The 24,855-nt window shown below is 64.7% G+C and carries 24 protein-coding genes; 11 read left to right on the forward strand and 13 right to left on the reverse strand.

Annotated features, from left to right (window positions below; genetic code table 11):
* Positions 1–2: 2 nt before the first annotated feature.
* From GS429_RS11035 to GS429_RS11055, 5 genes are all read right to left on the reverse strand, one after another.
* On the reverse strand, positions 3–671 hold the full coding sequence (locus GS429_RS11035; RefSeq protein WP_160065416.1) for a type 1 glutamine amidotransferase: 669 nt from the start codon (positions 669–671) through the stop codon (positions 3–5).
* Between the two features lie 768 nt (positions 672–1,439).
* A complete protein-coding gene (locus GS429_RS11040) occupies positions 1,440–2,321 on the reverse strand; it encodes a sensor domain-containing protein (RefSeq protein ID WP_160065417.1) in 882 nt (293 codons plus the stop codon).
* 94 nt (positions 2,322–2,415) lie between these two features.
* The gene (locus tag GS429_RS11045) at positions 2,416–2,640 is read right to left on the reverse strand and encodes a hypothetical protein (RefSeq protein WP_160065418.1); all 225 of its coding nucleotides are present in this window, start codon (positions 2,638–2,640) and stop codon (positions 2,416–2,418) included.
* Between the two features lie 79 nt (positions 2,641–2,719).
* Positions 2,720–3,679, reverse strand: a complete 960-nt coding sequence (locus tag GS429_RS11050; RefSeq protein WP_160065419.1) for a DUF368 domain-containing protein — start codon at positions 3,677–3,679, stop codon at positions 2,720–2,722.
* A gap of 358 nt (positions 3,680–4,037) precedes the next feature.
* Positions 4,038–5,309 (reverse strand): saccharopine dehydrogenase family protein, encoded by a 1,272-nt coding sequence (locus GS429_RS11055; protein WP_328821355.1) that lies wholly within the window; start codon positions 5,307–5,309, stop codon positions 4,038–4,040.
* A 133-nt stretch (positions 5,310–5,442) separates the two neighbouring features.
* On the opposite strand from GS429_RS11055, the gene GS429_RS11060 reads away from it, so the two are divergent.
* From GS429_RS11060 to GS429_RS11075, 4 genes are all read left to right on the forward strand, one after another.
* Complete coding sequence (locus tag GS429_RS11060) at positions 5,443–5,796, forward strand: 2Fe-2S iron-sulfur cluster-binding protein (protein ID WP_160065420.1); 354 nt, start codon at positions 5,443–5,445, stop codon at positions 5,794–5,796.
* On the forward strand, positions 5,793–6,140 hold the full coding sequence (locus GS429_RS11065) for a 2Fe-2S iron-sulfur cluster-binding protein (RefSeq protein WP_328821356.1): 348 nt from the start codon (positions 5,793–5,795) through the stop codon (positions 6,138–6,140). The genes GS429_RS11060 and GS429_RS11065 overlap by 4 nt, the downstream gene beginning before the upstream one ends.
* A 116-nt stretch (positions 6,141–6,256) precedes the next feature.
* Positions 6,257–7,027: a class I SAM-dependent methyltransferase gene (locus GS429_RS11070; RefSeq protein ID WP_160065421.1), complete on the forward strand. Its 771-nt coding sequence runs from the start codon at positions 6,257–6,259 to the stop codon at positions 7,025–7,027.
* Between the two features lie 275 nt (positions 7,028–7,302).
* Positions 7,303–8,721, forward strand: a complete 1,419-nt coding sequence (locus GS429_RS11075) for a carotenoid oxygenase family protein (RefSeq protein ID WP_160065422.1) — start codon at positions 7,303–7,305, stop codon at positions 8,719–8,721.
* A gap of 112 nt (positions 8,722–8,833) precedes the next feature.
* Here the strand turns inward: GS429_RS11075 and GS429_RS11080 are convergent, their stop codons facing one another.
* Positions 8,834–10,402, reverse strand: coding sequence for a SagB/ThcOx family dehydrogenase (locus GS429_RS11080; RefSeq protein WP_160065423.1), 1,569 nt, complete (start codon positions 10,400–10,402; stop codon positions 8,834–8,836).
* Between the two features lie 80 nt (positions 10,403–10,482).
* Between GS429_RS11080 and GS429_RS11085 the strand changes: the two genes are divergently transcribed.
* Both GS429_RS11085 and GS429_RS11090 read left to right on the forward strand, forming a co-directional pair.
* The gene (locus GS429_RS11085) at positions 10,483–12,588 is read left to right on the forward strand and encodes a MutS-related protein (protein WP_160065424.1); all 2,106 of its coding nucleotides are present in this window, start codon (positions 10,483–10,485) and stop codon (positions 12,586–12,588) included.
* 81 nt (positions 12,589–12,669) lie between these two features.
* Complete coding sequence (locus GS429_RS11090) at positions 12,670–13,191, forward strand: hypothetical protein (protein ID WP_160065425.1); 522 nt, start codon at positions 12,670–12,672, stop codon at positions 13,189–13,191.
* A gap of 191 nt (positions 13,192–13,382) precedes the next feature.
* Here the strand turns inward: GS429_RS11090 and GS429_RS11095 are convergent, their stop codons facing one another.
* Complete coding sequence (locus GS429_RS11095) at positions 13,383–13,694, reverse strand: ASCH domain-containing protein (RefSeq protein WP_160065426.1); 312 nt, start codon at positions 13,692–13,694, stop codon at positions 13,383–13,385.
* A 102-nt stretch (positions 13,695–13,796) separates the two neighbouring features.
* Between GS429_RS11095 and GS429_RS11100 the strand changes: the two genes are divergently transcribed.
* From GS429_RS11100 to GS429_RS11115, 4 genes are all read left to right on the forward strand, one after another.
* Positions 13,797–15,221 carry an amidohydrolase family protein gene (locus GS429_RS11100; RefSeq protein ID WP_160065427.1) on the forward strand — a complete coding sequence of 475 codons (1,425 nt, stop codon included), beginning with the start codon at positions 13,797–13,799 and terminating at the stop codon, positions 15,219–15,221.
* Between the two features lie 105 nt (positions 15,222–15,326).
* Positions 15,327–15,494: a DUF1059 domain-containing protein gene (locus GS429_RS11105; RefSeq protein WP_160065428.1), complete on the forward strand. Its 168-nt coding sequence runs from the start codon at positions 15,327–15,329 to the stop codon at positions 15,492–15,494.
* Between the two features lie 118 nt (positions 15,495–15,612).
* Positions 15,613–16,743, forward strand: a complete 1,131-nt coding sequence (locus tag GS429_RS11110; RefSeq protein ID WP_160065429.1) for an ORC1-type DNA replication protein — start codon at positions 15,613–15,615, stop codon at positions 16,741–16,743.
* 93 nt (positions 16,744–16,836) lie between these two features.
* Entirely contained in the window at positions 16,837–17,928 is a 1,092-nt protein-coding gene (locus GS429_RS11115; protein WP_160065430.1) for a saccharopine dehydrogenase family protein, read from the forward strand.
* Positions 17,929–18,396: 468 nt separating this feature from the next.
* Here the strand turns inward: GS429_RS11115 and GS429_RS11120 are convergent, their stop codons facing one another.
* Positions 18,397–19,407 (reverse strand): DUF7972 family membrane protein, encoded by a 1,011-nt coding sequence (locus tag GS429_RS11120; RefSeq protein WP_160065431.1) that lies wholly within the window; start codon positions 19,405–19,407, stop codon positions 18,397–18,399.
* Positions 19,400–19,603, reverse strand: coding sequence for a Sp36 family protein (sp36, locus tag GS429_RS11125; RefSeq protein ID WP_160065432.1), 204 nt, complete (start codon positions 19,601–19,603; stop codon positions 19,400–19,402). Before sp36 ends, GS429_RS11120 begins: the two co-directional genes overlap by 8 nt.
* Positions 19,604–19,709: 106 nt before the next feature.
* Between sp36 and GS429_RS11130 the strand changes: the two genes are divergently transcribed.
* Positions 19,710–20,126 (forward strand): DUF2267 domain-containing protein, encoded by a 417-nt coding sequence (locus GS429_RS11130; protein WP_160065433.1) that lies wholly within the window; start codon positions 19,710–19,712, stop codon positions 20,124–20,126.
* Positions 20,127–20,178: 52 nt separating this feature from the next.
* Here GS429_RS11130 and GS429_RS11135 read toward each other — a convergent pair whose 3' ends face one another.
* The 4 genes from GS429_RS11135 to GS429_RS11150 form a co-directional block, all read right to left on the reverse strand.
* A complete protein-coding gene (locus tag GS429_RS11135; RefSeq protein WP_160065434.1) occupies positions 20,179–20,445 on the reverse strand; it encodes a DUF7553 family protein in 267 nt (88 codons plus the stop codon).
* Between the two features lie 1,281 nt (positions 20,446–21,726).
* Positions 21,727–22,935 carry a CaiB/BaiF CoA transferase family protein gene (locus GS429_RS11140; RefSeq protein ID WP_160065435.1) on the reverse strand — a complete coding sequence of 403 codons (1,209 nt, stop codon included), beginning with the start codon at positions 22,933–22,935 and terminating at the stop codon, positions 21,727–21,729.
* A 66-nt stretch (positions 22,936–23,001) separates the two neighbouring features.
* Positions 23,002–24,222 carry a molybdopterin molybdotransferase MoeA gene (locus GS429_RS11145; RefSeq protein WP_160065436.1) on the reverse strand — a complete coding sequence of 407 codons (1,221 nt, stop codon included), beginning with the start codon at positions 24,220–24,222 and terminating at the stop codon, positions 23,002–23,004.
* 114 nt (positions 24,223–24,336) lie between these two features.
* Positions 24,337–24,831, reverse strand: a complete 495-nt coding sequence (locus GS429_RS11150; RefSeq protein ID WP_201294002.1) for a hypothetical protein — start codon at positions 24,829–24,831, stop codon at positions 24,337–24,339.
* Positions 24,832–24,855 lie beyond the last annotated feature (24 nt).

A 24,855-nucleotide genomic window follows, 5' to 3' on the forward strand; every position in this document is an offset into this window, starting at 1 on the left:
AGCTACGGGTTCGAACTCGAGTCCGCGACGATCGACGCGAAGTTCTCGATCACGCGGTAGGCGTCGCTGTCGTCGAGTCGACACGCGTCTTCCGTCCAGTCGGCCTCGGCTGCGAGTCGCTCGCGCAGGTCCGGCGTGAACTCGGGATGGAACTGGACGGTCCACAGCGGCGCCGTTCGGTGGCGAGTCGCGAACGCGCAGTAGTAATCCGCCGAGCCGATGATCTCGAGGCCGTCTCCCGATTCGGTTACGACGTCGCCGTGGAGGACGGGGACGACCGGCGAGACGCCCTCGAAGAGCGGATCATCGTCGAGTTCGGCCTCGACCGGACGGGCGGTCGTTCCGACGTGTTCGACGGTGCCACCGAGGGCTCGGTTGACGATCTGGTGTCCGAAACAGACGCCGAGCGTCGGGATCTCACGGTCGAGTAGCTCCCGAACGAGACGCTCCTGCTCGGTAATCCACGGCCGCTCGTCGGCCTCGTAGACGCCCGCTGTCGAGCCCGTGAGGACCACGCCGTCGGCACGCTCGAGGTCGGGTCGCTCGCCGCCGGGGTAGTCGAGTTCTCGAGCGCCGGGGGCCGCGTCCGACACGAATTCGGCGAGCGCGTCGCAGTGGTACTCGGCGTCCGGATCGACCTCGTTCCGGACGACGGTGATCGTCGGTTCCATTGCTCGAGCGTTCGGCGTCCGCCCGAAAAACGGTATCGCCCGCGGAATAGAGGGGATGGATTCAGCTCGGCGATTGGTTTCCAGTTGCGTACCAACTACTGGGTCACTCAGTTACTATCTCGGCGGGCTCGCCACACAGATTCTCAATCCCAAGGGGAAAATCAGAGCGGTGAACGACGAATATCCGGTCGGTTTCATTGCGTGTCGCCCCCTTCACTACGCGAATTTCTTCGCATACCGATACAGGGCGAGTACAACGAGTGAGTTCATCGAGACACTCGACAGCAGAAGACACTGGTTTCGCCTCATCGTCCACGTTGATCTCTCGTCTTCGTCATCCGCCTGGAGCCCGCGAACGTGTGCGATCCCGGCGACTACCCATCCCGTGAGTGCGAGCGTGAGTAACGTGAGTGACAGTCGGCGCATACCCCGACATACGCGGCGAGAACGCATAATACGATGTCCAAGGGGTGGAACGATCCGCAACTCGAGGATTGAGACATCTCCGAGCGAAGCTCGGATACTCGGCGAGCTTGTCAGAATGTCGCCAGACCGACAACCTGGCGAACGAACACCTCGCGGACGCCGAGTTCGGCGACTGAGGTCGCTGGTCATACCACCGGGCATGTGATGGCTGGGCGCGCTGCTGCGACTGTCACCGTCGGAGACGTCCGCAGAATCCGTTCGTTCTGCTGGGCATCGCAAACCGCTAGTGCTCAACGGCCGCGAATTCGCGACCGACTTCGTCGTGACTGCCGTTCGGCGATATCAGTTCGATCGATCGGAGACGTAAGCCTCGGGTTCCGGGGACGCAGATCCATCGACGGGCTCGTCCGTCTCCATCGGCTCGTCAGTGCCAGCATCCGCCGGTTCTTCGGTACCGTTGGCCCTCGAGTCGCCCAGCCTGGCGGCCGTCGGTTCGGCGATTCTCGAGCCGACCGATCCGACGGACGGGGGGTCGTCGGTCGATCCCGCTTCCGCGGCGGCGTCGCCGGCCGAACTCGAGCCGTCGAGCAACGCGACGGCCATCCGACCGGCGACATAGGCGAAGCCGTTCGAGAGGTGGACAAAGACGACCGCGAGGATCGCGCCGACGCCCAACGCGAGGAACGCTTCCGGGAGCGTCCCGATCGTCCACGTGATCGGCTCGTCGTTGACGGTGATCAGTTCGGCCTCGTAGGGGTAGTGCAGCGGCGCGGTGAGCACCGAGAGGATCGTGGCGAGCGCGATCAACAGCAGTATGCTGACGAACCAGATCCAGAACTTCAACAGGACGAACCCGAGTCCGCGCCAGGTCGACGCCGCATCGAGATACGCACGGATCGTCGCCAGCAGCCCGCCGTCCGGGGGCGAGCGAACGTCGTCGGGCGACTCGAGATCGACCTCGAGTAGCGCGTTGGCGACGATCCGCTCGAGACCCGCGGCGAGTCGGGTGCCGAAGACGGTCGCGAGGAGAATCGGGATGCCGATAAGCAAGACCGAGAAGAAGAGCCCGAAGGTGAAGCCGAACAGCAGGGGCATGCCGTAGATGAACCCCAGCGGAAGTGCCAGCAGCAGGTAGCACAGGTTTTTGTACGCCTGACGATCTGTGACGACACCGAGGATATCGCCGGCCGAGTCGCCGCGAACTCGAAGCGTGGAGGGCACCATCTCGGCCAGAATTATTGCCCGGATAACATAAATTCCGATGGTCGGCTGCGGCCGCAGAAAACGAGGAACAACGTATAACGGCTACAAGGAGTGTCTACGCCGGACTCGAGCCCGACGATCGGCCGCCCCGGAGCAGCTTGAGGAGTCCCTGTGCGGCCAGTCCGACGACCATCCACTTCCAGGCGAGGACGGCGACGCCGAGGAGCGCGAGTGCGCGGATTCGGTTCCCGTTGCTGAACGACTTCTTCGCTTCCGACAGCACCGAGACGACCGTCAGCGATCGCGTTGCCGTCGAGCCGAGGAGTTTCTTGAGTACCATATCTGTCGTTGGGAACCCGACCGAATAACAAGCGCCCCGGAGCGCGCAAGCGTGGGCCGGCTCGAGCGGGCTGGCGCGGTCACTCCGGATCGAAGCCGCCAACGAGGTACTCGAGTGCGAACAGCGCGATCGCACCGAAAAGGGCCCACGCGGCCGTCAGCGCGATGGTCTCGGTCGTCCACGCGTGGGCCTCGCCGATGTTGTGCAACGGGGCCGGGATCGAGCCGGCGATGAGACTCACGAGGAAGACGAGCGTGAGCTCCCGATGACTGGCGAGCGCAGCGCGGACGATACGAGCGATCGTGACGAGGCCGACGAGTCCGCCGGCCACGAACAGGACGATGGTCGCTCCCGGGTCGGTGACCGCGGCGAGCGAGCCGCCGCCGACCAGGTCGCCGACGGCGCGAACGAACGCGCTCAGTTCCGACGAGAGGAAGACGTACTGACCGAGGAGGATCAGGATCAGCGAACCGGAGATCCCCGGCAGGATCATCGCGCTGATGGCGATCGCGCCGGCGAAGAAGATCACGGCGCGGCCGCCGCCGGGTAGCTGGACGATATCCGCGGCGACGAGCAACGCGAGCGTCGCCCCCGCTACCGCAGCGCCGACGTGTTTCGCCGAGGCGAACTCAAGGCTCCGACCGAGGGCGATCGCCGAGGCGGCGATCAGGCCGGTGAAAAAGCCGAAGAGAGCGATCGGATGGGAGTCCGCGAGTGCCGAGACGGTGCCGGCGATGAGCACGACCGACGTGACCATGCCGACGCCCAGCGGAAGCAGGAACTGCAGATCCATCTCGACCAGCGCTTTCCGCGCTCGATCACGTCGGTCGGAGCGGTATCCGCCGAGGACGGCGACGGCCCGACGCGGCGTGAGCGCGGTGACGGCCGCGATCAGACGCCCGTAGAAGCCGAGCAGTAGCGCAACGGTGCCGCCGGAGACGCCCGGGAGCGCGTCCGCCGCCCCCATACAGAGCCCGTAGCCGTAGATCCGGAGGAGTTCGAGTCGGTCGATCACGAGATCAGTTCGTTCATACCCCATACGTCCACTCCTGGCGACCTGTACTCGGGTTTCGGTTTCGGACCGTTCGACGTCGTTGCCGCCGGCTCGAGTCGGCCCGAACAGGACACCGTTTCGTCTGCATAGCCGAACGGTCCCCGCCCGTGCGTATAAAAGTGCGTCAACGCCGTCAGTGCGTGTTATCGGTAGAGAGTACCACGAGTTGTGTATTCAGAATTATATCTGGAACTGAATAGAGAGCACACGCTTCCGATCCCTCACAACCCGTTCGTCGTCGACCGGTTTCCACCGTGGAGACGCCGTTTCCGGAACGGGACGGAACAAAGATTGTTGCTCGAGGGAAATACTCCGGTACTGGTATCGGCGACAGAATCCGCAATCATCGCGTCCGATCGGGGTCCCACTCGCCCACTTCGACGATCAGTCCCGCCCGACGAAGTCCGTCGGCGAGCGGATCGCCGATAGCTGCCGCCGGGGTGAGGATGCCGCCCTCGAGTGGCGAGTCGATCTCCTCGTTCACGAGACAGATCGCGGCCTCGCCGAGCATCCTCGCGGTGGCGCCGTACCCAGGATCCCAGTCGGCGCTGATTCGACTCTCGACGACGAACGGCCCGTCGGTGGCGGTTCCGCGACCGAGCACGCGAATCGTAAAGTATCCGTTCTCGATCTCCGCCCTCGTCGGTCCCTCACCCGGATCGGGGAACGCGAACCGACGGAGGGCTTCCCGCGTCGGGCCGAAGGCCAGTCCCGCAGTCGCCACCCCGAGGCTGGCTGTGACGGCGCTTGCCCCCATCATCCCGACGGGCCCCGATCCGACTGGGACGACCTCCGTACACTCGAACTCGCGACCCCACGGATACTCGAGCAGCGCGTTACTCCGCCGAATCACCCGCTCGTTCACGACCGCCATCGGCGACGGTGCGGTCCACTCGCCTCGCAGCGGGTCTTTCCTCGGGAACGACTGGGCGCCAGGATCGACGCCGTCGCGCTCGCCCGGCGGTGCCAGCGAATACGGGTTCCGAAGCGTCTGCCGGGCGACCGGATCGGTGGACGCGGCCCGGAATACTTCGAGGACGCTCGAGGTCGTTCCGCCGCTTACCCCGCCGCGACCGTCCTCGAGGTAGATCCGAACCAGGTCACAGGGCGTCCCGAACTCGTCGATGGCGAACGACTGCACGAGCTTCGCCCCGAGGTCGGCTGGGATCGAATCGAACCCGCAGCTGTGGACGATACGAGCGCCCGCGTCGACCGCGTCGTCGTGGTACCGGTCGATCATCTCCCGGACCCAGTTCACTTCTCCGGTGAGATCGCAGTAGTCCGTTCCGGCCGAGATACACGCCTCGACGAGCGGCGTGCCGTACTTGGTGTAGGGCCCGACGGTCGTACAGACGACGCGGGTATCCTCGGCAATAGCGCGCAGGCTCTCCGGATCCGTCGCATCGCCGATGACGATCGGGAGCTCATCCCATCCGGTGCGCTGCTCAACGAGCGCAGTTTCCAGTTCGCGAAGCCGCGTCTCGTCGCGACCGCCGAGGGCGAGCGAGAGGTCGTCCGACGTGTACTGTTCGGTGAGGTACTCGGCGACGAGACGGCCGGCGACGCCGGTTGCACCCCAGAGGACGAGATCGTACGGTCGGTCGGTGTTCGACACGAGTAGTAGTCGCTTCGTGGCCCATCGCCCTCAACCGTTCGGTGGTCCCACACTGGTCTCAGGCCGCCCCGCCAAATGTAGCCGTTAGCTGGTATGGCAGTGCGGTTTTGTATTTGCCGTGCGAAAACTATTCATGCCAACTGTTACCGTTCATGGTCGCGATCTCGAGTGTGAACGAGGCGCGGTGCTCCGGGACGTCCTTCTCGAGGCGGACGAGTCACCGCACAACGGTCGGGCGGACGCTCTCAACTGTCGCGGGCTGGGGACGTGTGGAACCTGTGCCGTTGCGGTGTCCGGCGAGGTGGGAGAGCTCGGGCCCCGAGAACGACTTCGCCTATCGGTTCCGCCGCACAACGTCGATTCCGGGCTCCGGCTCGCCTGCCAGCTCCGCGTCGAAGACGACCTGGTCGTCGAGAAGTACCCCGGGTTCTGGGGCCAGCACACTGACCAGACGAAGGAGAAGGAAGAGGATACGGGGGAACCGTGAGCGGGGGCGAGGAAATCGAACTCACCGTAATCAACGACGGCGACCGATCGACGATCACGGTCGAACGCGGGACAACGCTTCGGGACGCCCTCCAGAATCGGGGGGTTTCGGTCTACGGAACCGTCTCGTCGCAGCTCAACTGCGGGGGCCGGGGGCTGTGTGCGACCTGTACCGTCGAGGTCGACCCGGCACCCGAGCCGGTCCACTGGCACGACGCTGCCGCCGTCCGATTTGGCTATCCGCGGCTGTCCTGCTGTCTCGAGGTCGACCGACCGATGACTGTCAGACTCCTCGAGAAACGCGTCTGGGGGCAGGTCCTTCCCCGGCGAACTGATTCCGAGTGACGTCTCGAGGACGGTATCCGACTCGGTGACCGAGATCGATTACAGCTTCACGGACTCGTCCTCGGATGTCATCGACACCACAAAATGTTAATTGCTGAACTAATAACAAGTGTCTAATGACCGAACACTCCCAGGAGAATCGACGACTCTGGAACGAATGGAGCGACGACTTCCAGGCCCTCTGGAACGCTGATACGGACAACGGGGAACTACCACCGACACCGTCCCCGTTCGAACCAGAGGCCCCCGGTGGTCGCCAGCGCGGAATTCTCACCTCAGTCGAGGGGAAGGATTATGTCGAGTTGGGCTGCGGTGGCGGCCAAGCAGCTGTCGGAACCGCTGAACGAGGGGCAGAAACTGTCGTGGGTGTTGATTTTTCGGGCGAACAACTACGACACGCGAGACAACTACGGGAGTTCTGCGGCGTCGACGTTCAGTTTGTTACGGGTGACGTGACGGATCTCCCACTCGCCGATGACAGGTTCGATATAGCGTCCTCCGAATGGGCGTTCCAGATGGTCGAACACCTCGACCAGGCACTCGACGAAGCCCACCGTGTCCTGCGGGATGGCGGTGTTTTCGTACTCAGCGCACCACATCCCGTCTACGAAACCCTCGATACGGACAGGGGGATCGTTGACGGGAACTATTTCGACATCGGTCCCCGGAAGATTACAATCGACGAGGATTACGAATCGACGTTGACCGTCTTTGACCGGACGGTCGCCGATCTCCACAACGGTCTCGTTGACGCCGGATTTGCGGTCCGACGGATCATCGAACATAGACAGCGTGAGGTTGAGGAGAACCAACCGTCGGAAAGCGATCTACCCGAGATATTGTGGAACGTACCAAAGAGCGTTCGGTTCTGGGCAGTCGCAGAGTGAGCCAGAATCCGGGAAGCCAATGACGGATCGCCCAATTCTCTCTACTCACCACGCTTCTCCTGGCAGCTATCGGGGAATCGATTGCTGCGCCGATACCTGCTTGGCCTCCACTGAGCGACCATCTAAATCGAGCCAGATCGAAAGCCACATTCGCGCCCTGGATTCAGTACCCCGCGAAGAGCATCTATTGAAGAGTTTTATGACGTTTTCACTCGTCCTGCTGCGGCCGGTGCCGCTTCCCGCGGATTGATCCGCTATCCTCCCGATATGAGGGTATGTCGAACGCAGCCGATCGCGCCTACGAACTCGGGTTTCGAACGGTCGACACCGAGTACGCCGATCGACGGCTGCCGGTCGAGGGAACCGTGCCGCCGTGGCTCTCCGGGGCGTTGATCCGGAACGGACCGGGACGGTTCGAGTTCGGCGGCGAGCGCGCGACCCACTGGTTCGACGGTCTGGCGATGCTCCGCCGCTACGGGTTCGCGGACGGCACCGTTTCGTACACGAACCGGTTCCTGCGCACCGACGCGTACGCGGCCGCCGATTCCGGCCACGGTGCGGCGGAGTTCGCGACCGGCGGCGGTTCGTTCCGCCGGACCCTGCGGTGGCTCCGGTCGCTCGGGCCACCCGAACCGACGGACAACGCGAACGTCCACGTCGCCAAACTCGGGAAGCACTTCGTCGCGCTCACGGAAGCACCGCGGCGGATCGCGTTCGACCCGGTAACGCTCGAGACCCGCGGCGAGTTTCGGTGGCGCGACGATATTCCGGAGCATCTGGCGACGGCCCACCTGACGGTCGATCCCAATCGTGAGGAGACGATCGGCTACAGTACAGAGTTCGGTCTCTCCCCGACGTATCACCTTTTCCGGATCCCGCACGGCCACGCTGCCCGACGACACGTCGCCACCGTCCCGGCCGCCGGTCCCGGATACGTCCACGACTGTTCGATCACCGACTCGCATATTATCATCGTGGAGACGCCGCTCCGGATCGCGATGACGAAGGCACTAGCGCCGTGGAATCAAGGATTCCTCGATCTCCTTGAGTACGACGAGACGGCTACGAGCAGGTTCATCATCGTCGATCGGGACGCCGAAACGCTCGTCGGGACGCTGGAAACGCCGCCGTTCTTCACGTTCCATCACGTCAACGCTTACAAGGACGACGACGAGCTGGTCCTGGATCTCGTCGCGTTCGACGACGACGAAATCGTCCGGGCGCTCACCTTCGACGTTCTCTCGGCGGACGGCTTCGTCGCGGCTCCCGACGGTCAGTTCGTTCGATTCCGACTCCATCCCGGCGAGGGACGCGTCCGACGCTTCGAGCGGTACGACGGCGGGATGGAGCTTCCGACGGTTCCGAAACCGGTTCGGGGACGACGGTATCGGTACGCGTACGCACAGGCGACCGGCAGGACGGGCGCGAACGGACTGGTCAAACTCGACGTCGAACGAGGAACCGCAACGGAATGGTGGGAACGTGGCGTCTACGTCGAAGAACCGCGGATGGTGCAGCGACCGGGCGGGACCGCCGCGGACGACGGCGTCGTGATCGCGACGGCGCTTGACACCCGACGGGAGCGATCGTTGCTGCTCGTGTTCGATGCCGAAACGTTGGCCGAGAGAGCACGTGCACCCCTTCCACACGCCGTTCCCTTTGGCTTCCACGGTCGATTCTTTCCCACGGTATGAAACGCGTCCGGTCGAACGAGGACGCCCTCGTTCTCGAGCGATTCGAATCGACGGCGACGGCTTAGTTTCGGCCGCGCTAATCCGCGCTCCGGACACGGTACACGCGCGATATTCAGGCCGGGCGACCGAGCGTGTACAGGAACATCGGCGTCCGTCCCGCCGCTCGAGGCGCGAAGAAATCCGAAACGACGTCGTCGTAGAACGTCAGTCCGGTCCCGCCCAGCGTCCGGTGGGCGTAGGTGGCCAGATAGAGCCGCCCCGCCGTCAACGCGGCCTCGAGTTGGGCCGCTCGATACCCGCGGTCGCCGAACCCGTCGACGACCGCTTCGAGATCGGTCATGAAGTAAATACAGACGGCTGCGTCGCCGCCGAGACGCTGGTCCAGCGCGAGGTGGGCCGCCTCCTGACGGAACTCGCCGGACCGGAGACGTTCGAGTTCGCCCGCTCCGGGACGGTAGCGGTAGCTGCCGGATGCGAGGCCGTCGACGCCGTTGACGATGAGATAGGGGTCGACGAACGTCAGCGGCGAGTCGTCCGGGGCGTCGCGACGGACGTCCATCGGGACGCCGCGGACGCTCCGGTCGAGGACTGTCGACAGTTTTCGGACGCTGATCGAATCGCGCTCGTACTCGCGACAGGAGCCGCGGCGACGGATCGTCTCGTGGAGGGGCCGACTCGAGGCCGTCTCGTGGTCGACCGGCTCGAGCGAAACGCGAGGGCCGTCGCCGGAGTCACGCGCACCGATCGGGTCGGCGGCCGTGGGCCCGCCGGTCCGCCACGATTCGGCCTCCGTGCCGTCCGCGAGCGTGCCGGCCGACCACGCCTCGCGGATCAGCGGGAACTGCTTCTCGGTCGGCGAGAGCGGTTCGGTTTCGGGATCGATCGGCTCGACGTCGGCCGTCTCAGACGGTGAGATGTCGGCACCGGAGCCGATCGGCACGATCTCGAGTGGAGCTTCACGTTCCGGATCCACGCCAAGCAACTCAGCGACGGGGCGGTCAGCAAACCCGGTGACGATCTCGGCGCGGTAGTCGAGCGCGTGGGCCACCGCCAGCAGGTTCGCGAGCGTCGTACCGGAGTCCCAGAAGGCGTGACGGAACGCCCGTTCGTCGTACTTCCAGGCGTTGCGCCACCACGTCGAGGTCGCGACGAACGATAGCGGTGCGTCGGCGACGGCGTCGTCCCGGCTTGCGGCCGCGAGCGCGCCGCGGTAGTCGCCCTCCCGTACCACGTCGAGCGAGAGCGTCCGCGGGTCGAAATGGTAGACGCCAGCCGCGAGACCGTCGTCCCCTCGAGCATCGCTCTCGAGGTCTCCGCAGACGAGGTACAGATCCACGTGATAGAGCGCGCCGGTGGTCGCCGCGGCCCGAAAGAGCAGGCTGTGGCCGCGTCTCTCGAGTTCCTTCGTGATCCCCGCCGCGTCGTAGTTCAGGGTCGTGACGGTCTCGAGCGTCGGTCGCCGCGTGCGAGTCGCCGACCCGTTCGGGGTGGGTTCGGCGACCGCCGACAGCGCTGGCTGCTGGGGCGGCCGGATCCGATCGGCCAGCGACCTCGTCGGGAGCCCCGTATACACCTTGTACGGCGTCGGCTTATTGTCAAAATCGAGGCGTTTACTGCCCTCACGGACGCTTTTCGGCGAGTGTTTCGTTCGCTCGTGGTAGGCTCGAGCACCAGTTGCCATGTCAAGTGACACCACGCCAGTTCCGAAAAAGCCGGGCGGGAACTTTTTCTCGCTCCGGTTTAATACGCTGCTCACGAAGCATGGATCTCGAGTCGATTCCGGGCGTCGGTGAGAAGACGGCCCGAGCGTTGTCGGAGCTCGACGACCCCGAGCGCGCGCTGCGGGCGGGCGACGTCGCGGCGATCGCGACCGCACCGGGGATCACCCAGGGCCGAGCCGCTCGGATCGCACGCGGTGCGATCCGGGTCGAACACGACGATCCGGGGGGATTTCTCGCGACCGACCGCGCTCGCGACGTGTACCGGAACGTCCTCGCGTTGCTCAAGTCCCGCACCGTCACGGACTACGCCGCCCAGCGACTCGAGACGATCTATCCCAGCACTCGCCGCTCGCGAATCGAGGAAGTACAGGCGTTCGCCGGCGACGCCCTCGAGCGCGAGCACGACGAGGACGTACTCGCAGCCCTCGAGGGCGTCGAACCGCTCCGGAGCCCGGGCGATATCCGGGTCCGCGAACGCTGTCTGGCGACGACCGACGCCGAGCGCTACTCGGAGGCGCGCGAGGCGATCCCGGAGCTCTCCGTCGAAATCGTCGAGGACGCACAGGGGCTGGCGGAACTCGCGCGGGGCTACTCGACGGTGATCGCGCTCGACGAATCCTTTGCGGGCGTCACCATCGATGGCGACGTGCAGGTCAGACCCGACGCGCTCGAGACCCCCGCCGAAGTCGTCCCCGAACGTCCGCTCGCCTTTTTCGCGCGGAATCGGGATCGACTCCAGGCCGCCGTCGAGGTCCACCAGGCCGCCGGACTCGAGCCTGCGTGTGACCTCGACGCGCTCGAAGACGGCCTCTCGCGACTCGACGAGGACGGCACCGTCGCGGGCGACGACGAACTCGATCGGCTGACGACGGCCGTCGACGACCTCGACGCGGCGGTCGGCGCAGCCGAGAGCGTCGCCAACGATCGCCTCCGGGAGGCGATTCGGGAGCAAGACGTCACGATCGAGGGGTCGGACCTACTCTCGTTAGTCGAACGCGGGGCGGGCGTCGACTCGCTGCTCTCGCGGGAACTCGCCGACGAGTACGCGGCGGCCATCGAGGCGGCCCGCGACCACCTCGTCGACGCGCTCGACCTCGATCAGGGCGAGGCCGAGATCGCGCGCCGGGCCTTTAGCGACGAGCCGACGTTCCCGGTCGAGCGCGACGAGGCGGTCGTCTCGCGACTCGACGAGGAACTGACGGCGACCAAAGAGCGGCGAGCCGGACGGCTCAAACGCGAACTCGCCGCCGATCTGGCCGACCAGCGCGAGGGGGCCCGACAGCTGGTTCGGGACGCCCTCGAGTTGGACGTCGAACTCGCCATCGCGCGATTCGCCCGCGAGTTCGAGTGTACGATGCCGGAGTTCGTGGGGAGCGAGACGCTACGCATCTCGGAAGACAGCGAGGCGCCACGCGCCTCGGAAGACGGCGAGGCGTCACGCGCCTCGGAAAACAGCGAGGCAGTCGGCTTCACCATCGAGGGCGGACAGTCGCCGCTGCTCGACGAGCCCCTCGAGGCGATCGACCCCGTCGATTACGAGGTGTCGGGCGTCGCCTTGCTCTCGGGAGTCAACAGCGGCGGAAAGACGTCGACGCTGGATCTGGTCGCGAGCGTCGTCGTGCTGGCCCACATGGGCCTTCCCGTTCCCGCCGAGCGAGTGCGCTTGCGTCGGTTCGACGATCTCCACTACCACGCCAAGACGCAGGGGACGCTCGACGCCGGCGCGTTCGAGTCCACCGTCCGCGAGTTCGCCGATCTCGCGCAGGGCGGCGAGGGCTCGCTGGTTCTAGTCGACGAACTCGAGAGCATCACCGAACCCGGCGCCTCGGCGAAGATCATCGCCGGTATCCTGGAGGCGCTCTCCGAAAACGGCGCGACGGCGGTGTTCGTCTCCCACCTGGCGGGCGAGATCCGCGAGATGGCCGATTACGACGTGACCGTCGACGGGATCGAAGCAGTGGGACTGGTCGACGGCGAACTCGAGGTGAACCGGTCGCCGGTCAAAGACCACCTTGCGCGATCGACGCCGGAGCTGATCGTCGAGAAGCTGGCCGACGAGGCTCGGGAGCCGGTCGCTAACGGCGGCGTCCCCGAGGAGGAGGCGGGACCCGTTTTCTACGATCGATTGCTCGAGAAGTTCGAGTGACCCGTGAGCCGGTGGTCCACATTTTCCGACCGAGAAACCGCGGTGTGGGTGCTATAGGTGTCCTCGGCCACCCTCGGTTCGATGACGAACGCTTTCGAGTTCACCGGAGTTGCCGGCAGTCGATCACGGAGCCGTCGAGCGTTCCTGGCGCTCGGTGCGAGTGCAAGTACGGTAGCTCTCGCCGGTTGTGCGTCGGTCGCCAACTTCCTCGCGGACATGGTCCTCGACGACGTGAACGTGTTCAACGGCACGGATCGGGAACGGTCGGGGTCGATCGAGATCACCGATCCCGACGGGACAGTCGTCCTCGAGGAACGGTTCGAGATCGCTCCCGAAGACGAGGACGACGACAACGACGTAGACGAGGACTCCGGCGAAGTGTACGAGGACGTGTTTACCGGCGACGGCGAGTACGTCGTCTCGATCGAACTCGACGACGACAGCGAGATAGACGGCGAGCGGACGGCCGAGGAGACCGTCGAGATTACCGACGTCGAAGCGGACCACATCGCGGTTCTGCTCGGTGCGGACGGAGCCCAGGGTCCGATCTCGGTCGTCGTAATCCAGGAGTTCACCGACATCGGGGAGTACGTCGAGGAGTAGTCGTCTCGCTCGAGCGCGTGGCCGTACTGACAGGGAACCGCTCTACCGACCGTCAGTCGGTTACCGCCGGTTTTCGGTTCGGACGACGTCTACTTCTGGACCGCCGTCGGTGACGGCCACCGTCACTTCGTCGACGGCGTTTCGATAGACCTTGCAGTGGTCATCGCTCGAGTAGCCGCGGCCGAACCCCCCTACTCGACAGGTTCGAACCGGTGGAGAAACGCGGTGTTCTCGTCATCCCACTCCGTGTCGTGGGTTCGTTCGATTCGCCGCTTGTACGCCTCGAGGTCCGGCGACCCCTCGGCCCGGGCGTCCTCGTCGGTGAGGTCTCCGAGTCGGCGCTCGGTCATTTCCACAATCTCGAAGGTCGTCCCGCGGATTTCGAACGTGTCGCCTTCGGCCGCGTGCGGATCGCCGCGGTGAATCTGCGTGATCTCGTCCTCGAGCGCACCCTCTCGGAGCCGTTCGGCGGGAAGCAGGTCGTCGGCGTCGATCGTACCCATACTCGAGGGGAACGGTCGCTAGTTAGTAATCCTGTTGGTGTGGTTAACAACCCTGTAGTTCGGTCGAGGTGACTTTACGTATCCCTCGAACGACCAGTCGATATGGACCTCGCGATCACCGACACGCTCGCGCTCACGATGGCCGACGATCGACTGGGAATTCTCGAGGACGCGACGGTCGCCATCGAGGGCGGCAAACTCGCGTTCGTCGGCCCGTCAAGCGAGTTCGAGGGCGACGCCGACCGGGCGATCGACGGCAGCGATCGCGTGACGATGCCTGGACTGGTGAACGTCCACGCCCACACCGATCTGACGCTGCTTCGCGGCGGCGCACAGGACGTCCCCGAAATCGAGTGGATGAATCGGGCGCTCGGCCCGCTCTCGGAGGCGATGGAGCACGAGGATCGCGTCGCGGGCGCACGACTCGGCGTCCTCGAGGCGCTTCGCTCGGGGGTGACCACCGTCGGCGAGTACGCGACGAACGTCCGCGGACTCGTCGAGGCGGTCTACGACCCCATGGGCGTCCGCGTCGTGGCCGCCGAGACGATCAACGCGGTCGACGATTCGGCGGCCGACCTCGGACCGAACGAGCCGTATCCGCTCGACGACGAGCGGGGACGGGCCGCACTCGAGCGAAACGAGGCGCTGTTCGACGCCTACGCCGATCACGAGCACGTCTCCTGTCTCTACGGCCCGCAGGCGCTCGATATGGTTCCGCCGGGGCTGCTCGAGGAGATTCGGGACCGCGCTGCGGCCAACGACCGGGGAATCCACATGCACGTCGCGCAAGGCGAGCGCGAGCGACGGCAGATCGAAGCCCGCTACGGCGCGGGTGAGACGACCGTGAGCGTCCTCGAAGACCACGGACTCGTTTCGGACCGGTTGCTCGCGGCACACCTCCACGACGCCGCGCCCGCGGAGCGCGAGCGCCTCGCCGACGCCGGCGTGCGGATGGCCGCGAACCCGTGTTCGATCGCCGCGATCGACGGAATCGTCCCGCCGATCGTCGAGTATCGCGAACACGGCGGCGTCGCGGGAATCGGCACCGACCAGGCGCCGGGACCGGGCGGTCACGACTTCCTCCGCGAACTGCGGACGACGGCGCTGCTCTCGAAAACCGACCGCGAGGATCCGACCGCCTTCCCGGCCTGGGAGGCGCTCCGGGTCGGAACGATCGAGGGAGCGCGCACGCTCGGCATCGCCGATCGCGTCGGCTCCCTCGAGGTCGGCAAGCGAGCCGATATCGCGGTCCTCGACCTCGAGCATCCCTCCACGGCGCCGACGGTCTCGAACCCCCTGCGGACGGCGATTCCGAACCTCGTCTACGGCGCGAACGCCGGCGTGGTCGACACGGTCGTCGTCGACGGCGATCCGGTGCTCGAGAACGGCGAAATCGTCACCGCTGCGGAAGACGACATTCTCGAGGCGGCGACCGAACGGGCGACGGACGTCTTCGATCGGACGGCCGATGCGTGGCGAACGGCGGACTCGACGCTCGTCGATGCGGTCGACGACGGCTGGCTCTGATCAGCGCGCGCCGACGGCGGAGGGACTAATTCGACCGAACGGGATGGTCAACCCCCTCAGAATGCAAGTGCAACGCCTACCCACACAGTCGGCCGATGATACGACATGCCACACCAGTTCGCGTGTTCGGAAGGGAACTGTCAGTTCGTGATACGCTCGAGCAGTGCCGACGAGGTGAAACGGTTGGTGCGGGCGCACGTCCGAATGACCCACGGTGGACGAATCGATCCGGCGGATCTCGAACGCGGAATAGAACGGATCGAGCTGGCCTGATCGCCCCGCGAGTAACCCCCGTATACCGAGGGCAGCGGTGCGAATTCTGACCGAGCAGCCTAGATCCGACCGCGTTCGCTGCGAAGAACTAAGTAGCTCGGACAGCGTGGTGAAAGTGATGGCAGACGACCCTGGGGAGGGGATGTTGTCGTGGGACGAATCCGTGTTCAAGAACGAGCACGTCTTCGAAATCGACTACATACCCGAGACGTTCAAGCACCGCGAGGGCCAGACCCAGAGCCTGACGTACGCGCTCCGGCCGGCGGTGCGCGGGTCGCGACCGCTGAACGTCATGGTTCGCGGGCCACCCGGCACTGGCAAGACCACGTCCATTCAGAAGCTGTTCGACGAGGTCGGCGCTCAAACCAGCGACGTCCGCACGATTCGCGTCAACTGCCAGGTCAACGCAACCCGTTACTCGGTGTTCTCGCGGCTGTTCGAGGGCACCTTCGACTACGAACCCCCCTCCTCGGGCATTTCCTTCAAGAAACTGTTCGGCCAGATCGCCGAGAAACTCGTCGAGGAGGACCGCGTGCTCGTCGTCGCTCTGGACGACGTCAACTACCTCTTCTACGAAAACGAGGCCTCGGACACGCTCTACTCGCTCCTACGAGCCCACGAGGAGTATCCCGGCGCGAAGATCGGCGTCGTCGTCGTCTCCTCCGATCCCGCACTCGACGTCATCGACGAACTCGACTCGCGGGTCCAGAGCGTGTTCCGCCCCGAAGACGTCTACTTCCCCGTCTACGACCAGCCCGAGATCGTCGACATCCTCGCGGAGCGAACCAAACGTGGTTTCCACGACGGCGTCATCTCGCGGGACACCCTGGAGTACGTCGCCGAACTCACCGCCGACAGCGGCGACCTCCGCGTCGGGATCGACCTGCTACGACGCGCCGGGTTGAACGCCGAGATGCGCGCCAGTCGAACCGTCGAGATGCAAGACGTCGAAGAGGCCTTCGAGAAATCGAAGTATATCAACCTCTCGCGGAGCCTCTCCGGCCTGACCGACACCGAACAGGCGCTGCTCGAGGTGATCGCCCACAACGACGGCGATCAGGCCGGCGACGTCTACGAGGCGTTCCACGAGCGGACCGACCTCGGCTACACGCGCTACTCCGAGATCGTCAACAAGCTCGACCAGTTGGGGCTGATCGACGCCGACTACGCGGAGGTCGACGGCCGCGGCCGTTCGCGGTCGCTGACGCTTTCCTACGAGAAGGACGCCGTGTTGGAACGACTCGAGTGACGACCTCGAGTATGGCCCTGAACCGATTTTCGAACCGAGCCCGGATAGCAATGCTGGCAGGCCGCTTACCCGGCGAGAGCGCGTATTCGGGGTATGCCAACGCTCCTGCTCTACGGCTCGTACGGCTTCGTCGGATCGCTGATCGCAAACGAGGCCATCGACCGCGGACTGGATCCGATACTCGCCGGTCGTGACCGCGAAACGCTCCGCGAACAGGTCGACGACCTCGAGCAACCGGGGCGTCGGTTCTCGCTCGACGACCCCGACACCGTCGCGGAGGCCCTCGAGGACGTCGACTGCGTCTTGAACTGCGCCGGCCCGTTCTCGAACACGGCCGACCCGCTCGTCGAGGGCTGTCTCGAAAGCGGGACTGACTATGTCGATATCACGGGCGAAATTCCGGTCATCGAATCGATCGAAGATCGAGACGCTGCGGCGGAAGGCGCCGGCGTGACGCTGCTTCCCTCGGCCGCGCTCTCGACGGTGCCGATGGACTGTCTCGCCGCCCACCTCCATGAGCGACTGCCGGAAGCGACCGACCTCGCGCTGGGAGTCGACTCGTTCCGGGTGCCCTCAATCGGCACGGTTCGGACGGTGATCGAAGGGGCCGAAGACGGCGGCACGATACGGCGAGACGGACACCTCGAGAACGTGCCGACGGCGTGGCGCACCCGGGAAATCGACTTCGGTCGCGGAGAGCGGCCGGCGATTACGATGCCGATGGGGGACGTGTCGACGGCCCACTACACGACCGGAATACCGAACGTCGAGATGTACGCGGTGATGCCCCAGCCCGCCCGAACGGCGCTCAAGCTCCACCGCTACCTCGCGCCGGTGCTGGCGGTGAAGCCGGTACAACAGGTCTTGAAGCTGCTCGCTGGCGTTCGCGAAGGTCCGTCCGAGCGGGCGCGGGAACGCGGATCGGCCTACATCTGGGGCGAGGCCACCGCCGACGACGGCGAGCGCGTCGTCTCTCGGCTGCGGACGCCGGATCCGTACATCGTGACCACCGACGCGGCCGTAACGGTTACCGAACGCGTGCTCGCGGGTGAGACGGACAGCGGCTTCCAGACGCCGGCGGGTGCGTTCGGAACCGAACTGGTCTTCGAACTCGAGGGCGTCGAGGGCTTCTTCGACGAGTCGACGCCGGAAGAGACCTCGCCGGTGAGTCCGTTGCTCCAGTAGGCCGGGCAGACTCGCGGTCGAGAGACCGGGTCGAGTTTGGCACTGGATCGGAGTCGGACGTTACGCGTTTTTACCCAAGAGTACGTCTCCGGACTGCTGGCACGATACCGCCTGAACGTTCCGGCACGAAATACAAACAGCGAGTAGGTCCTCCTATTGGGAGCCAATGTACGCGTTCGTCTCCCTGCTGAACAGTCTCTCGCTCTCGATGCTCGTCGTTCGCATCGGAACCGTTACGCTCACGATGCCCGGCCTCTCGAGGAGGTCGCGTCGTTTCGGTCGCCGTCGGCCTTCTCGGGGGTCGGGTTCACGACCGACGAGGCCGCTCGGAATCGAGCGCGACGGCGACACCTACAACGGCGCGCCGGCAAGCGGGCATACGACTCACGCCGGCGACCGTATCATCGCCTACGGTCATCACGACCGTCTGATCGATGTTTCGACAACAGGTAGAGGGTATCGCCCCGATCAACGCTGGGACCCTCGGAGAATGAGCGGTCCGATCGCCAGTGTTCGCTTCGCCGCGGTTGCGATCCGGATGACGTACGCCGAAAGGAGGAAGAACGGGACTAGCGTAATCGTAAAGGCGATCGAAACCAGCCACAGCACGTTCTCGATGCCGGCGGTCGTCCCGGGAGCCGTCGACGCATCGACGAACGTGAACATAATGCCAGCGACCAGCAGCGCCGGGATCGCCGCGTACAGGATCAGTCGCGAGAGATCGATGAGTTCCCACTGGAAGTAGAGCGTCTTGACGTGCTCGCGGGCCGGCCCGAACATGACGAGCGCCGTCCTGAGTTCGTCGATGGCCGCCCGGTGGTCGTCGTCCATGACGTCGCCGTAGTCGTCCTCGAGGCGCTCGAGCTGAAAGATCTTCCAGGAGTAGTTGTAGTCGAGCGCGGCGTTCAGGACCTCGAAGGTGCCGAACTGCGCCCCGTCGAGTTGCTCGCGGACGGTGTCGGCGTTGCCGGTCAGACTCTCGACGTACTCGTCGACTTCGGCTGCGAGTTCCCCATCGTCGGCACTGTCGGTCGATTCCTGGAACCCCTCCGCTCGCGAGTCGGTCGCGTCGATGAGACTTCGCAACAGGGCCGAGGGATCCGCCGGCGACGGTTTGCCGACGAGATCCGTGACGTGATCCCGGAAATCCATCATCTCGCTCATCCGACGGTGTTGTTCGCCGAGCGGGCCGTTTTCTTCGGAGATTATGAGCTGGCTGATCGTGACGACCAGCGTGACACCGGTGATGAGCGCACCGATCATGGCCGAGAACAGCGTCTCGATGACGCCGCGCTCCTCGAGCAGCTCCGACAGCGGCGGCTCGAGTTGTGAGCCGACGCCGACGAAGAGCGCGAAGAACGCGACCGAGAGGACGACAGTAACGAACGTGCGATTCGCACCGAGAAGCAACCAGAGCTTGAGCCGGCTCTCGTCGGCCCGCTCGCGCATGGTGTCCTGGGTGCTTACCTCGTCACTCATCGGTAGCGCTCGCCGGTCGCTTGAAGACGAGATACTTCGTGCCGCCACCGTCGTACTCGATAGTCGTCACGAGTTCCCAGCCCTCGGCGCCGAGTTCGTTCAGGGTGGCCGACGGATCGGTCGCTTCCTCCATCGTCGGCCCGCGCGGTGGTTCGATAACGGTGTACTGCCAGGAAGGGTGACCAGACTGACTCATACTGGGGCCTATCACGGAGCCGCTCAAAACGGTTCACCCGGCAAGCAGCCGACCACCCAGCAGTTGCCGCCCGAAGCGTGAGGCGACGCGTGGCTGTTGGATCACTATGGAACGGGCTGCGATCACTGAAACGGTACGCGACCGAACCGAAGCCGACGAGGAGGGCGCGACCGACGCGACGCAAGCCGTCCTGACGACGCTCGGTGAACGGCTGAGCGCCGATCGGGCCGAAGATCTGGCGTCCGAACTCCCCGAGGAGCTGAGCGATCGGCTCACGGCGGGCGAATCCGGTGAACAGTTCTCCGAGGAGGAGTACATCTCACGAGTCGACCAGCGTCTGGACACGTTCGACGTTACCGGCGAACGCGCGGCGACTGCCGTGCTGGCGACGATCCTCGAGGGCCTCGGCGAAGACGAGCGGGCGGCGGTCGTCGACCAGTTCGAACAGTACGGGTTCGAAACCCTGCTCGGGGAGACGAACGTCGATATCGACGTGAGTGAACGGTCGCCGCGCGAGCGGTAGGCGGTAGCCGGCAGGTAGCCGTCTGCGGAACAGGGCAGGGCGCAACGGCAGGTCAGGCCTGATCGACTTCTTCGCGATACGACTCGGTCGTCTCGAGCGCGCTCTCGACTTTGTCTTTCGTATCGCCGCTGGCCCGCTCGCGGACCTGCCGGAGCGTGTTGAGGTGTTGGTCGAGAATCGCGTGGTCGGGTTCGTGATCGCCGACCGTATAGTCGCGGAACGAGTCGGCAGTCTCGCGAATGTCCTCTCGAACGTCGTCTTCGGCCGTCTTCGTCGCTTGTTCGAGGTCGTCGCGCGCGTCTTTCAGTTCCTGGACCATACCGAAACCACCACGACCGCACTGATAACGATTGGCCGGACATTAGCCACGTCCCGACGCCATCTCCCGATCGGGGACTGCTCACACACGACTCCGAAACCGGCGTCGTTCGAGTGTGAGACTCGTTCGATCGGGGCATACTGTCGGACAGAAGTCAACGAGAAGTCGGTCGCGAATTCGCGGCCGTTCTCGGGGATGACGGCCGCAGTAGCGCGACCGATCTTCGAATCGTTCTGTCCGGCAGTATCAGAGACAACCGCTGAGAAGGAACGGTCGCGGATCGACGCGTCGAGAGTCGAACCGTACCGACGGCAGTTGGCGGAAGGGGTTTCGAGGCGTTCGACTCCGGGCATCCGTCGGATGGCGCCGAGGGATGTCGCTATCGATCCAATAAATCGGTGGACAGAATTTGCGAGTACCCCTACCCGCTGTCCACCGTCCTACCAAGTCGATTGGAGTTCTGGGGAATATGCTTTGTGGTCTTTTCGAACGTGTCGCGACGAGAACGAAACTGAACCCCGTCCCGCTCCGGTGGGCAGCAGTGGGTCTCGAGTCGGATCAGTCGCCGCCTCGAGCGAAGGGAGGTCCGTCGGTCGGACCCGTCGTCGGCTCAACTCGTCGAGGAATCATCGAAGCGGCGGCTGGGATAGTACGTGATCGGGGCGTTTCCCGCTAGCTCGTGCCGACTCTTCTCCGGGATCCGGGTGCGCCCAGTATATAGTTACTTTGTGTCATCTAACGCTTGTCATATCTATTCCATCATGTATCCCTAGTTATTGTTTCAAATGGAGGTTACCGACGCGCTTGATCCGCTACAACAGTTCATATGCCGTTTAGAGGTTCTCACTCTCGATTTCTCTCAATTTTGCTCGACAAATACCACAACAGGACAGTAGAGCAGACTACCACAACGGCGCGGATATTGGCAGGGAGAGCGGCTATCAATGCAGGATAGAAGGGATACCCGTGAACGTGTACTCTCTGTCCGAAATTACGATCCCTTCGTGCTCGCTCTATCTATCCGATAGTATAGTAACTAATCATTCCGATAGTTCGGTGCGATTCGAGACGGACTGCGGTTGAGGTCGAGCGCCCTCGAGCGCACCGCTCCTCGAAACCACTGTCACTGAACAAACCGATCGAGCCGAACTCCTCGTCCCGCTGATTCGGTTCCGACGGGCGATAGCCCCTCTTAGGCCCTCATACGGGTTACTGTAGTCAATGACCGCCGATCGCCGACCCCGTTCTGGCTATCGGCGTACATAGTTACAGCAATCCGTATCAGGAGTCGTCGCCGAACGCACCGCGCTCCTCGAGGTCGTCAAGCGTCGCCTCGTCGTACCCCAGTTCTTCGAAGACGCTCCGGTTGTGCTCGCCCAGCCGCGGCGGCGGCGACTCGAAGCCGCTGTCCGCGTGACCGTAATTGAGTGGGTGTTCGATGACGGGAATTTCGCCTCGCTCGGGGTCCTCGATCGTCGTTACGGCATCGCGGGCCTCTGTCTGTTCGTTGTACAGCGCGTCCTCGACCTCGTAGACGGGGCCGGCCGGGATGCCGGCCTCCTCGACGAGCAGCGTCATCCACTCCTCGGTCGTCAGTTCCGACAGCGTTTTCTCGAGTTCCGCCTCGAGTTCGTCCATGTGTTCGACGCGATCGCCGTTGGTTTCGAAGCGGTCGTCCTCGGCCAGTTCGGGACGATCGATCGCCTCGCAGAGCCCTCGCCAGAGCTTCTGGTTGAGACAGGCGACGTTGATGTAGCCGTCGGCGGTTTCGAAGGTCTGGTAGGGTGCGAGAACGGGGTCTTTCGTCCCCATCCGAGAGGGTGATTCGTCGGCGAACACCTTGCCGGCCTGTTTGGTCAGCCACGGGAGCGCGGCGTCGAGCATCCCAAGATCGATGTACTCCCCCTCACCTGTCTGCTCGCGGCGATAGAGGGCATTCGAGATCCCGAACGACGCCCACATCGCCGTGATGAGGTCGGTCATCGGGAGGCCCACTTTTACGGGCCGACCGCCGTCCTCGCCCGTGACGCTCATGATGCCGCTCATTCCCTGAATCATCAGGTCGTATCCCGGTCGCTGTCGCCACGGCCCGGTCTGTCCGAACGCCGAAATGGCGCAGTAGATGATGTCGTCGTTGTGCGAGCGGATCGTCTCCTCGTCGACGTCGAGGCGGTCCGCGGTTCCGGGCCGATAGTTCTGGAGGAAGACGTCGGCTTCGCTCGCGAGGTCGTACAGCGCCTCGCGGCCGGCCTCGCTCTTCAGATCGAGTTCGACGCTCTTCTTGCCGTAATTGACCGTCCAGAAGTACGGCGACTCGCCGTCGATAAACGGCGGCCCGGAGTGTCGGTTATCGTCACCCGCGCCGGGTCGTTCGACCTTGATGACCTCTGCTCCCTGATTCGCGAGCATCAGCGAACAGAAGCCGCCAGTGACGAACGTCGTCAGATCGATGACTCTCACGCCCTCGAGAATGCGATCGTCAGTCGTCATGTAATACCATGGTAATCCGTTCGCCGGGGCAAAAACCTTCCTATCCCACAGCCGCGACGGTGACGGTCACTCGAGCGCCGTCGTCGGTACGACGTCGACCCGCTCGCCGGCGGCGAGCCCCTCCGTCGTGAGGACGAACCCGTCCGCGGCGGCCGCCCGCGTACTCGAGGAGAGGACGCTCGGGTCGAACGTCTCCTCGTAGACCGACAGCGGCGAGGACGCGTGGCCGAGCGGCGTCGCGTCGTCGCCGTCGAGGGTCACCGGAATCGCGTAGGTGAACCCCGACGGACCGAGGCCGACGTCCTGGGTGAACGTTCGCTCGAGCGACGGCGGACTCGCCTCCCCGGTAAAGAGCGGCCGGGCGACGAGGGTCGTACTCACGTAGGCGCCGATGGGTTTGCCCGGAACGGCGACGGCGAGCGCGTCGTACGCCGGAAGCCGGGCGATCGCGATCGGCTTCCCGGGCCGAATCCGGACCCGGTGGAACGTGACCTCGCCGAGCGACGCGAGCGCGTCGAGGACGTAGTCTTTCTTTCCGACGCTGGTGCCCCCGGTCGTCACGACGACGTCGTTCGCTTCCGCGAGGTCGGCGATCCGGTCCTCGACCCGGTCGTCCTCGTCGGGAACCGATCCTTCGTAGGTCGGTTCGTGGCCCCAGCCTCGAACCAGGTTACAGAGCATCGGCGAGTCGAGATCCGTGTGTCGCCCCTCGTGGATTTCGGTGCCGGTCGCGAGCACCGCGACGGAGAACGGCTCCGCGACGGCGACTTCCTCCCGGCCGACGTCCCGAAGCAAGATCGCATCGAGCGCCGAGAGCCGATCGCCGGCCGCGTAGAGTCGGTCGCCGGCGGCGACGTTCGAGCCACGCTCGTAGACGTAGGTTCCCGCGTCGAGATCGGGTTTCTCGAGTCGGTCGTCGACGACGGACGTGTCCTCGCGCTTGACGACCGTGTCGGCTCGTTTCGGCAGCGGCGCACCCGTCGCGATCTCGATCGCCCGTCCGGCCTCGAGCGTCGGCGGCTCCGTCTCCGGGTAGATATCCGCGTCGACGACCTCGAGCGGCCCCTCATCCTCGGCGGCGAACGCGTAGCCGTCCATCGTGGCGTGGTCGGCCGCCGGCTGATCGGCCTCGGCGACTACGTCCTCGGCGATCACCCGACCGGCTACTCGATCGACGGCTACCGTTTCCGTCTGCGTCTGCGCCCTGTCCTCGAGAAAGGAGTCCCGACAGGCGAGTGCGTGATCGATCGCGTCTTCGAGCCAGAGCAGGTCGTCGTGATCGGACATGGTGGTGGCATTCGGCGCAACCGAAAAAGCGTTTGTGACGTCGTCCCGTGGTCTCGAGCGCGAAGGAGACGGGGTCCGTAGATGCGTTCTGCTCGTCTCGTGAGCGCTGTTCCCCTATTGTGGTTCTCGTTCGCCTTCAGCTACTCCTTCTTCTCCCCCTTTCAGTTCTCGCTCACGTTTTGCCTCTTGCTCCGCTCTCACCGTCTCGATCGCCGGCTCGAGTTCGTCGTAGAGCGCCTCGGCGTCCGCCGGAAAGACCTCGACGGGTTTCGGCTGACTGTGGGTGTGGATCCGGACTCGGTCGCGATGGCGATAGGTGCGATAGATGCTCCAGCAACCGAACGCGGCCAGTCCGACGCCGGCGAAGGCGTTTTCCGGAATCGAGTAGACGCCGAACGCGACGAGGGACAGGCTCAGTATCGCGAGAAACCAGTTGAACGATTCGTTGCTGACCTCGCTGACGTTCGTGTACGGAACGCTCGTGGTCTCGTCGCGCTTTCGCACGAGGAGACGGCTGTCGGTCACCGCGATCTCCTCGCCCGAACGAAGGTCGCCTCGATAGTGGAGCCGTTCGCCGGTATCGAGGTCGAGACCGTTTCGACTCGGCATTACCGTCTCTCGACGAGCGTTCGT

It is taken from the genome of Natronorubrum halalkaliphilum (assembly GCF_009834785.1).
Classification (GTDB): domain Archaea; phylum Halobacteriota; class Halobacteria; order Halobacteriales; family Natrialbaceae; genus Natronorubrum; species Natronorubrum halalkaliphilum.

Coding starts and splice junctions, on each gene's coding strand:
- GS429_RS11035 (WP_160065416.1), bottom strand. CDS start 671: ATGGAACCGACGATCACCGTCGTCCGGAACGAGGTCGATCCGGACGCC.
- GS429_RS11040 (WP_160065417.1), bottom strand. CDS start 2,321: ATGGTGCCCTCCACGCTTCGAGTTCGCGGCGACTCGGCCGGCGATATC.
- GS429_RS11045 (WP_160065418.1), bottom strand. CDS start 2,640: ATGGTACTCAAGAAACTCCTCGGCTCGACGGCAACGCGATCGCTGACG.
- GS429_RS11050 (WP_160065419.1), bottom strand. CDS start 3,679: ATGGGGTATGAACGAACTGATCTCGTGATCGACCGACTCGAACTCCTC.
- GS429_RS11060 (WP_160065420.1), top strand. CDS start 5,443: ATGCCAACTGTTACCGTTCATGGTCGCGATCTCGAGTGTGAACGAGGC.
- GS429_RS11070 (WP_160065421.1), top strand. CDS start 6,257: ATGACCGAACACTCCCAGGAGAATCGACGACTCTGGAACGAATGGAGC.
- GS429_RS11075 (WP_160065422.1), top strand. CDS start 7,303: ATGTCGAACGCAGCCGATCGCGCCTACGAACTCGGGTTTCGAACGGTC.
- GS429_RS11080 (WP_160065423.1), bottom strand. CDS start 10,402: ATGGCAACTGGTGCTCGAGCCTACCACGAGCGAACGAAACACTCGCCG.
- GS429_RS11085 (WP_160065424.1), top strand. CDS start 10,483: ATGGATCTCGAGTCGATTCCGGGCGTCGGTGAGAAGACGGCCCGAGCG.
- GS429_RS11090 (WP_160065425.1), top strand. CDS start 12,670: ATGACGAACGCTTTCGAGTTCACCGGAGTTGCCGGCAGTCGATCACGG.
- GS429_RS11095 (WP_160065426.1), bottom strand. CDS start 13,694: ATGGGTACGATCGACGCCGACGACCTGCTTCCCGCCGAACGGCTCCGA.
- GS429_RS11100 (WP_160065427.1), top strand. CDS start 13,797: ATGGACCTCGCGATCACCGACACGCTCGCGCTCACGATGGCCGACGAT.
- GS429_RS11105 (WP_160065428.1), top strand. CDS start 15,327: ATGCCACACCAGTTCGCGTGTTCGGAAGGGAACTGTCAGTTCGTGATA.
- GS429_RS11110 (WP_160065429.1), top strand. CDS start 15,613: ATGGCAGACGACCCTGGGGAGGGGATGTTGTCGTGGGACGAATCCGTG.
- GS429_RS11115 (WP_160065430.1), top strand. CDS start 16,837: ATGCCAACGCTCCTGCTCTACGGCTCGTACGGCTTCGTCGGATCGCTG.
- GS429_RS11120 (WP_160065431.1), bottom strand. CDS start 19,407: ATGAGTGACGAGGTAAGCACCCAGGACACCATGCGCGAGCGGGCCGAC.
- sp36 (WP_160065432.1), bottom strand. CDS start 19,603: ATGAGTCAGTCTGGTCACCCTTCCTGGCAGTACACCGTTATCGAACCA.
- GS429_RS11130 (WP_160065433.1), top strand. CDS start 19,710: ATGGAACGGGCTGCGATCACTGAAACGGTACGCGACCGAACCGAAGCC.
- GS429_RS11135 (WP_160065434.1), bottom strand. CDS start 20,445: ATGGTCCAGGAACTGAAAGACGCGCGCGACGACCTCGAACAAGCGACG.
- GS429_RS11140 (WP_160065435.1), bottom strand. CDS start 22,935: ATGACGACTGACGATCGCATTCTCGAGGGCGTGAGAGTCATCGATCTG.
- GS429_RS11145 (WP_160065436.1), bottom strand. CDS start 24,222: ATGTCCGATCACGACGACCTGCTCTGGCTCGAAGACGCGATCGATCAC.
- GS429_RS11150 (WP_201294002.1), bottom strand. CDS start 24,831: ATGCCGAGTCGAAACGGTCTCGACCTCGATACCGGCGAACGGCTCCAC.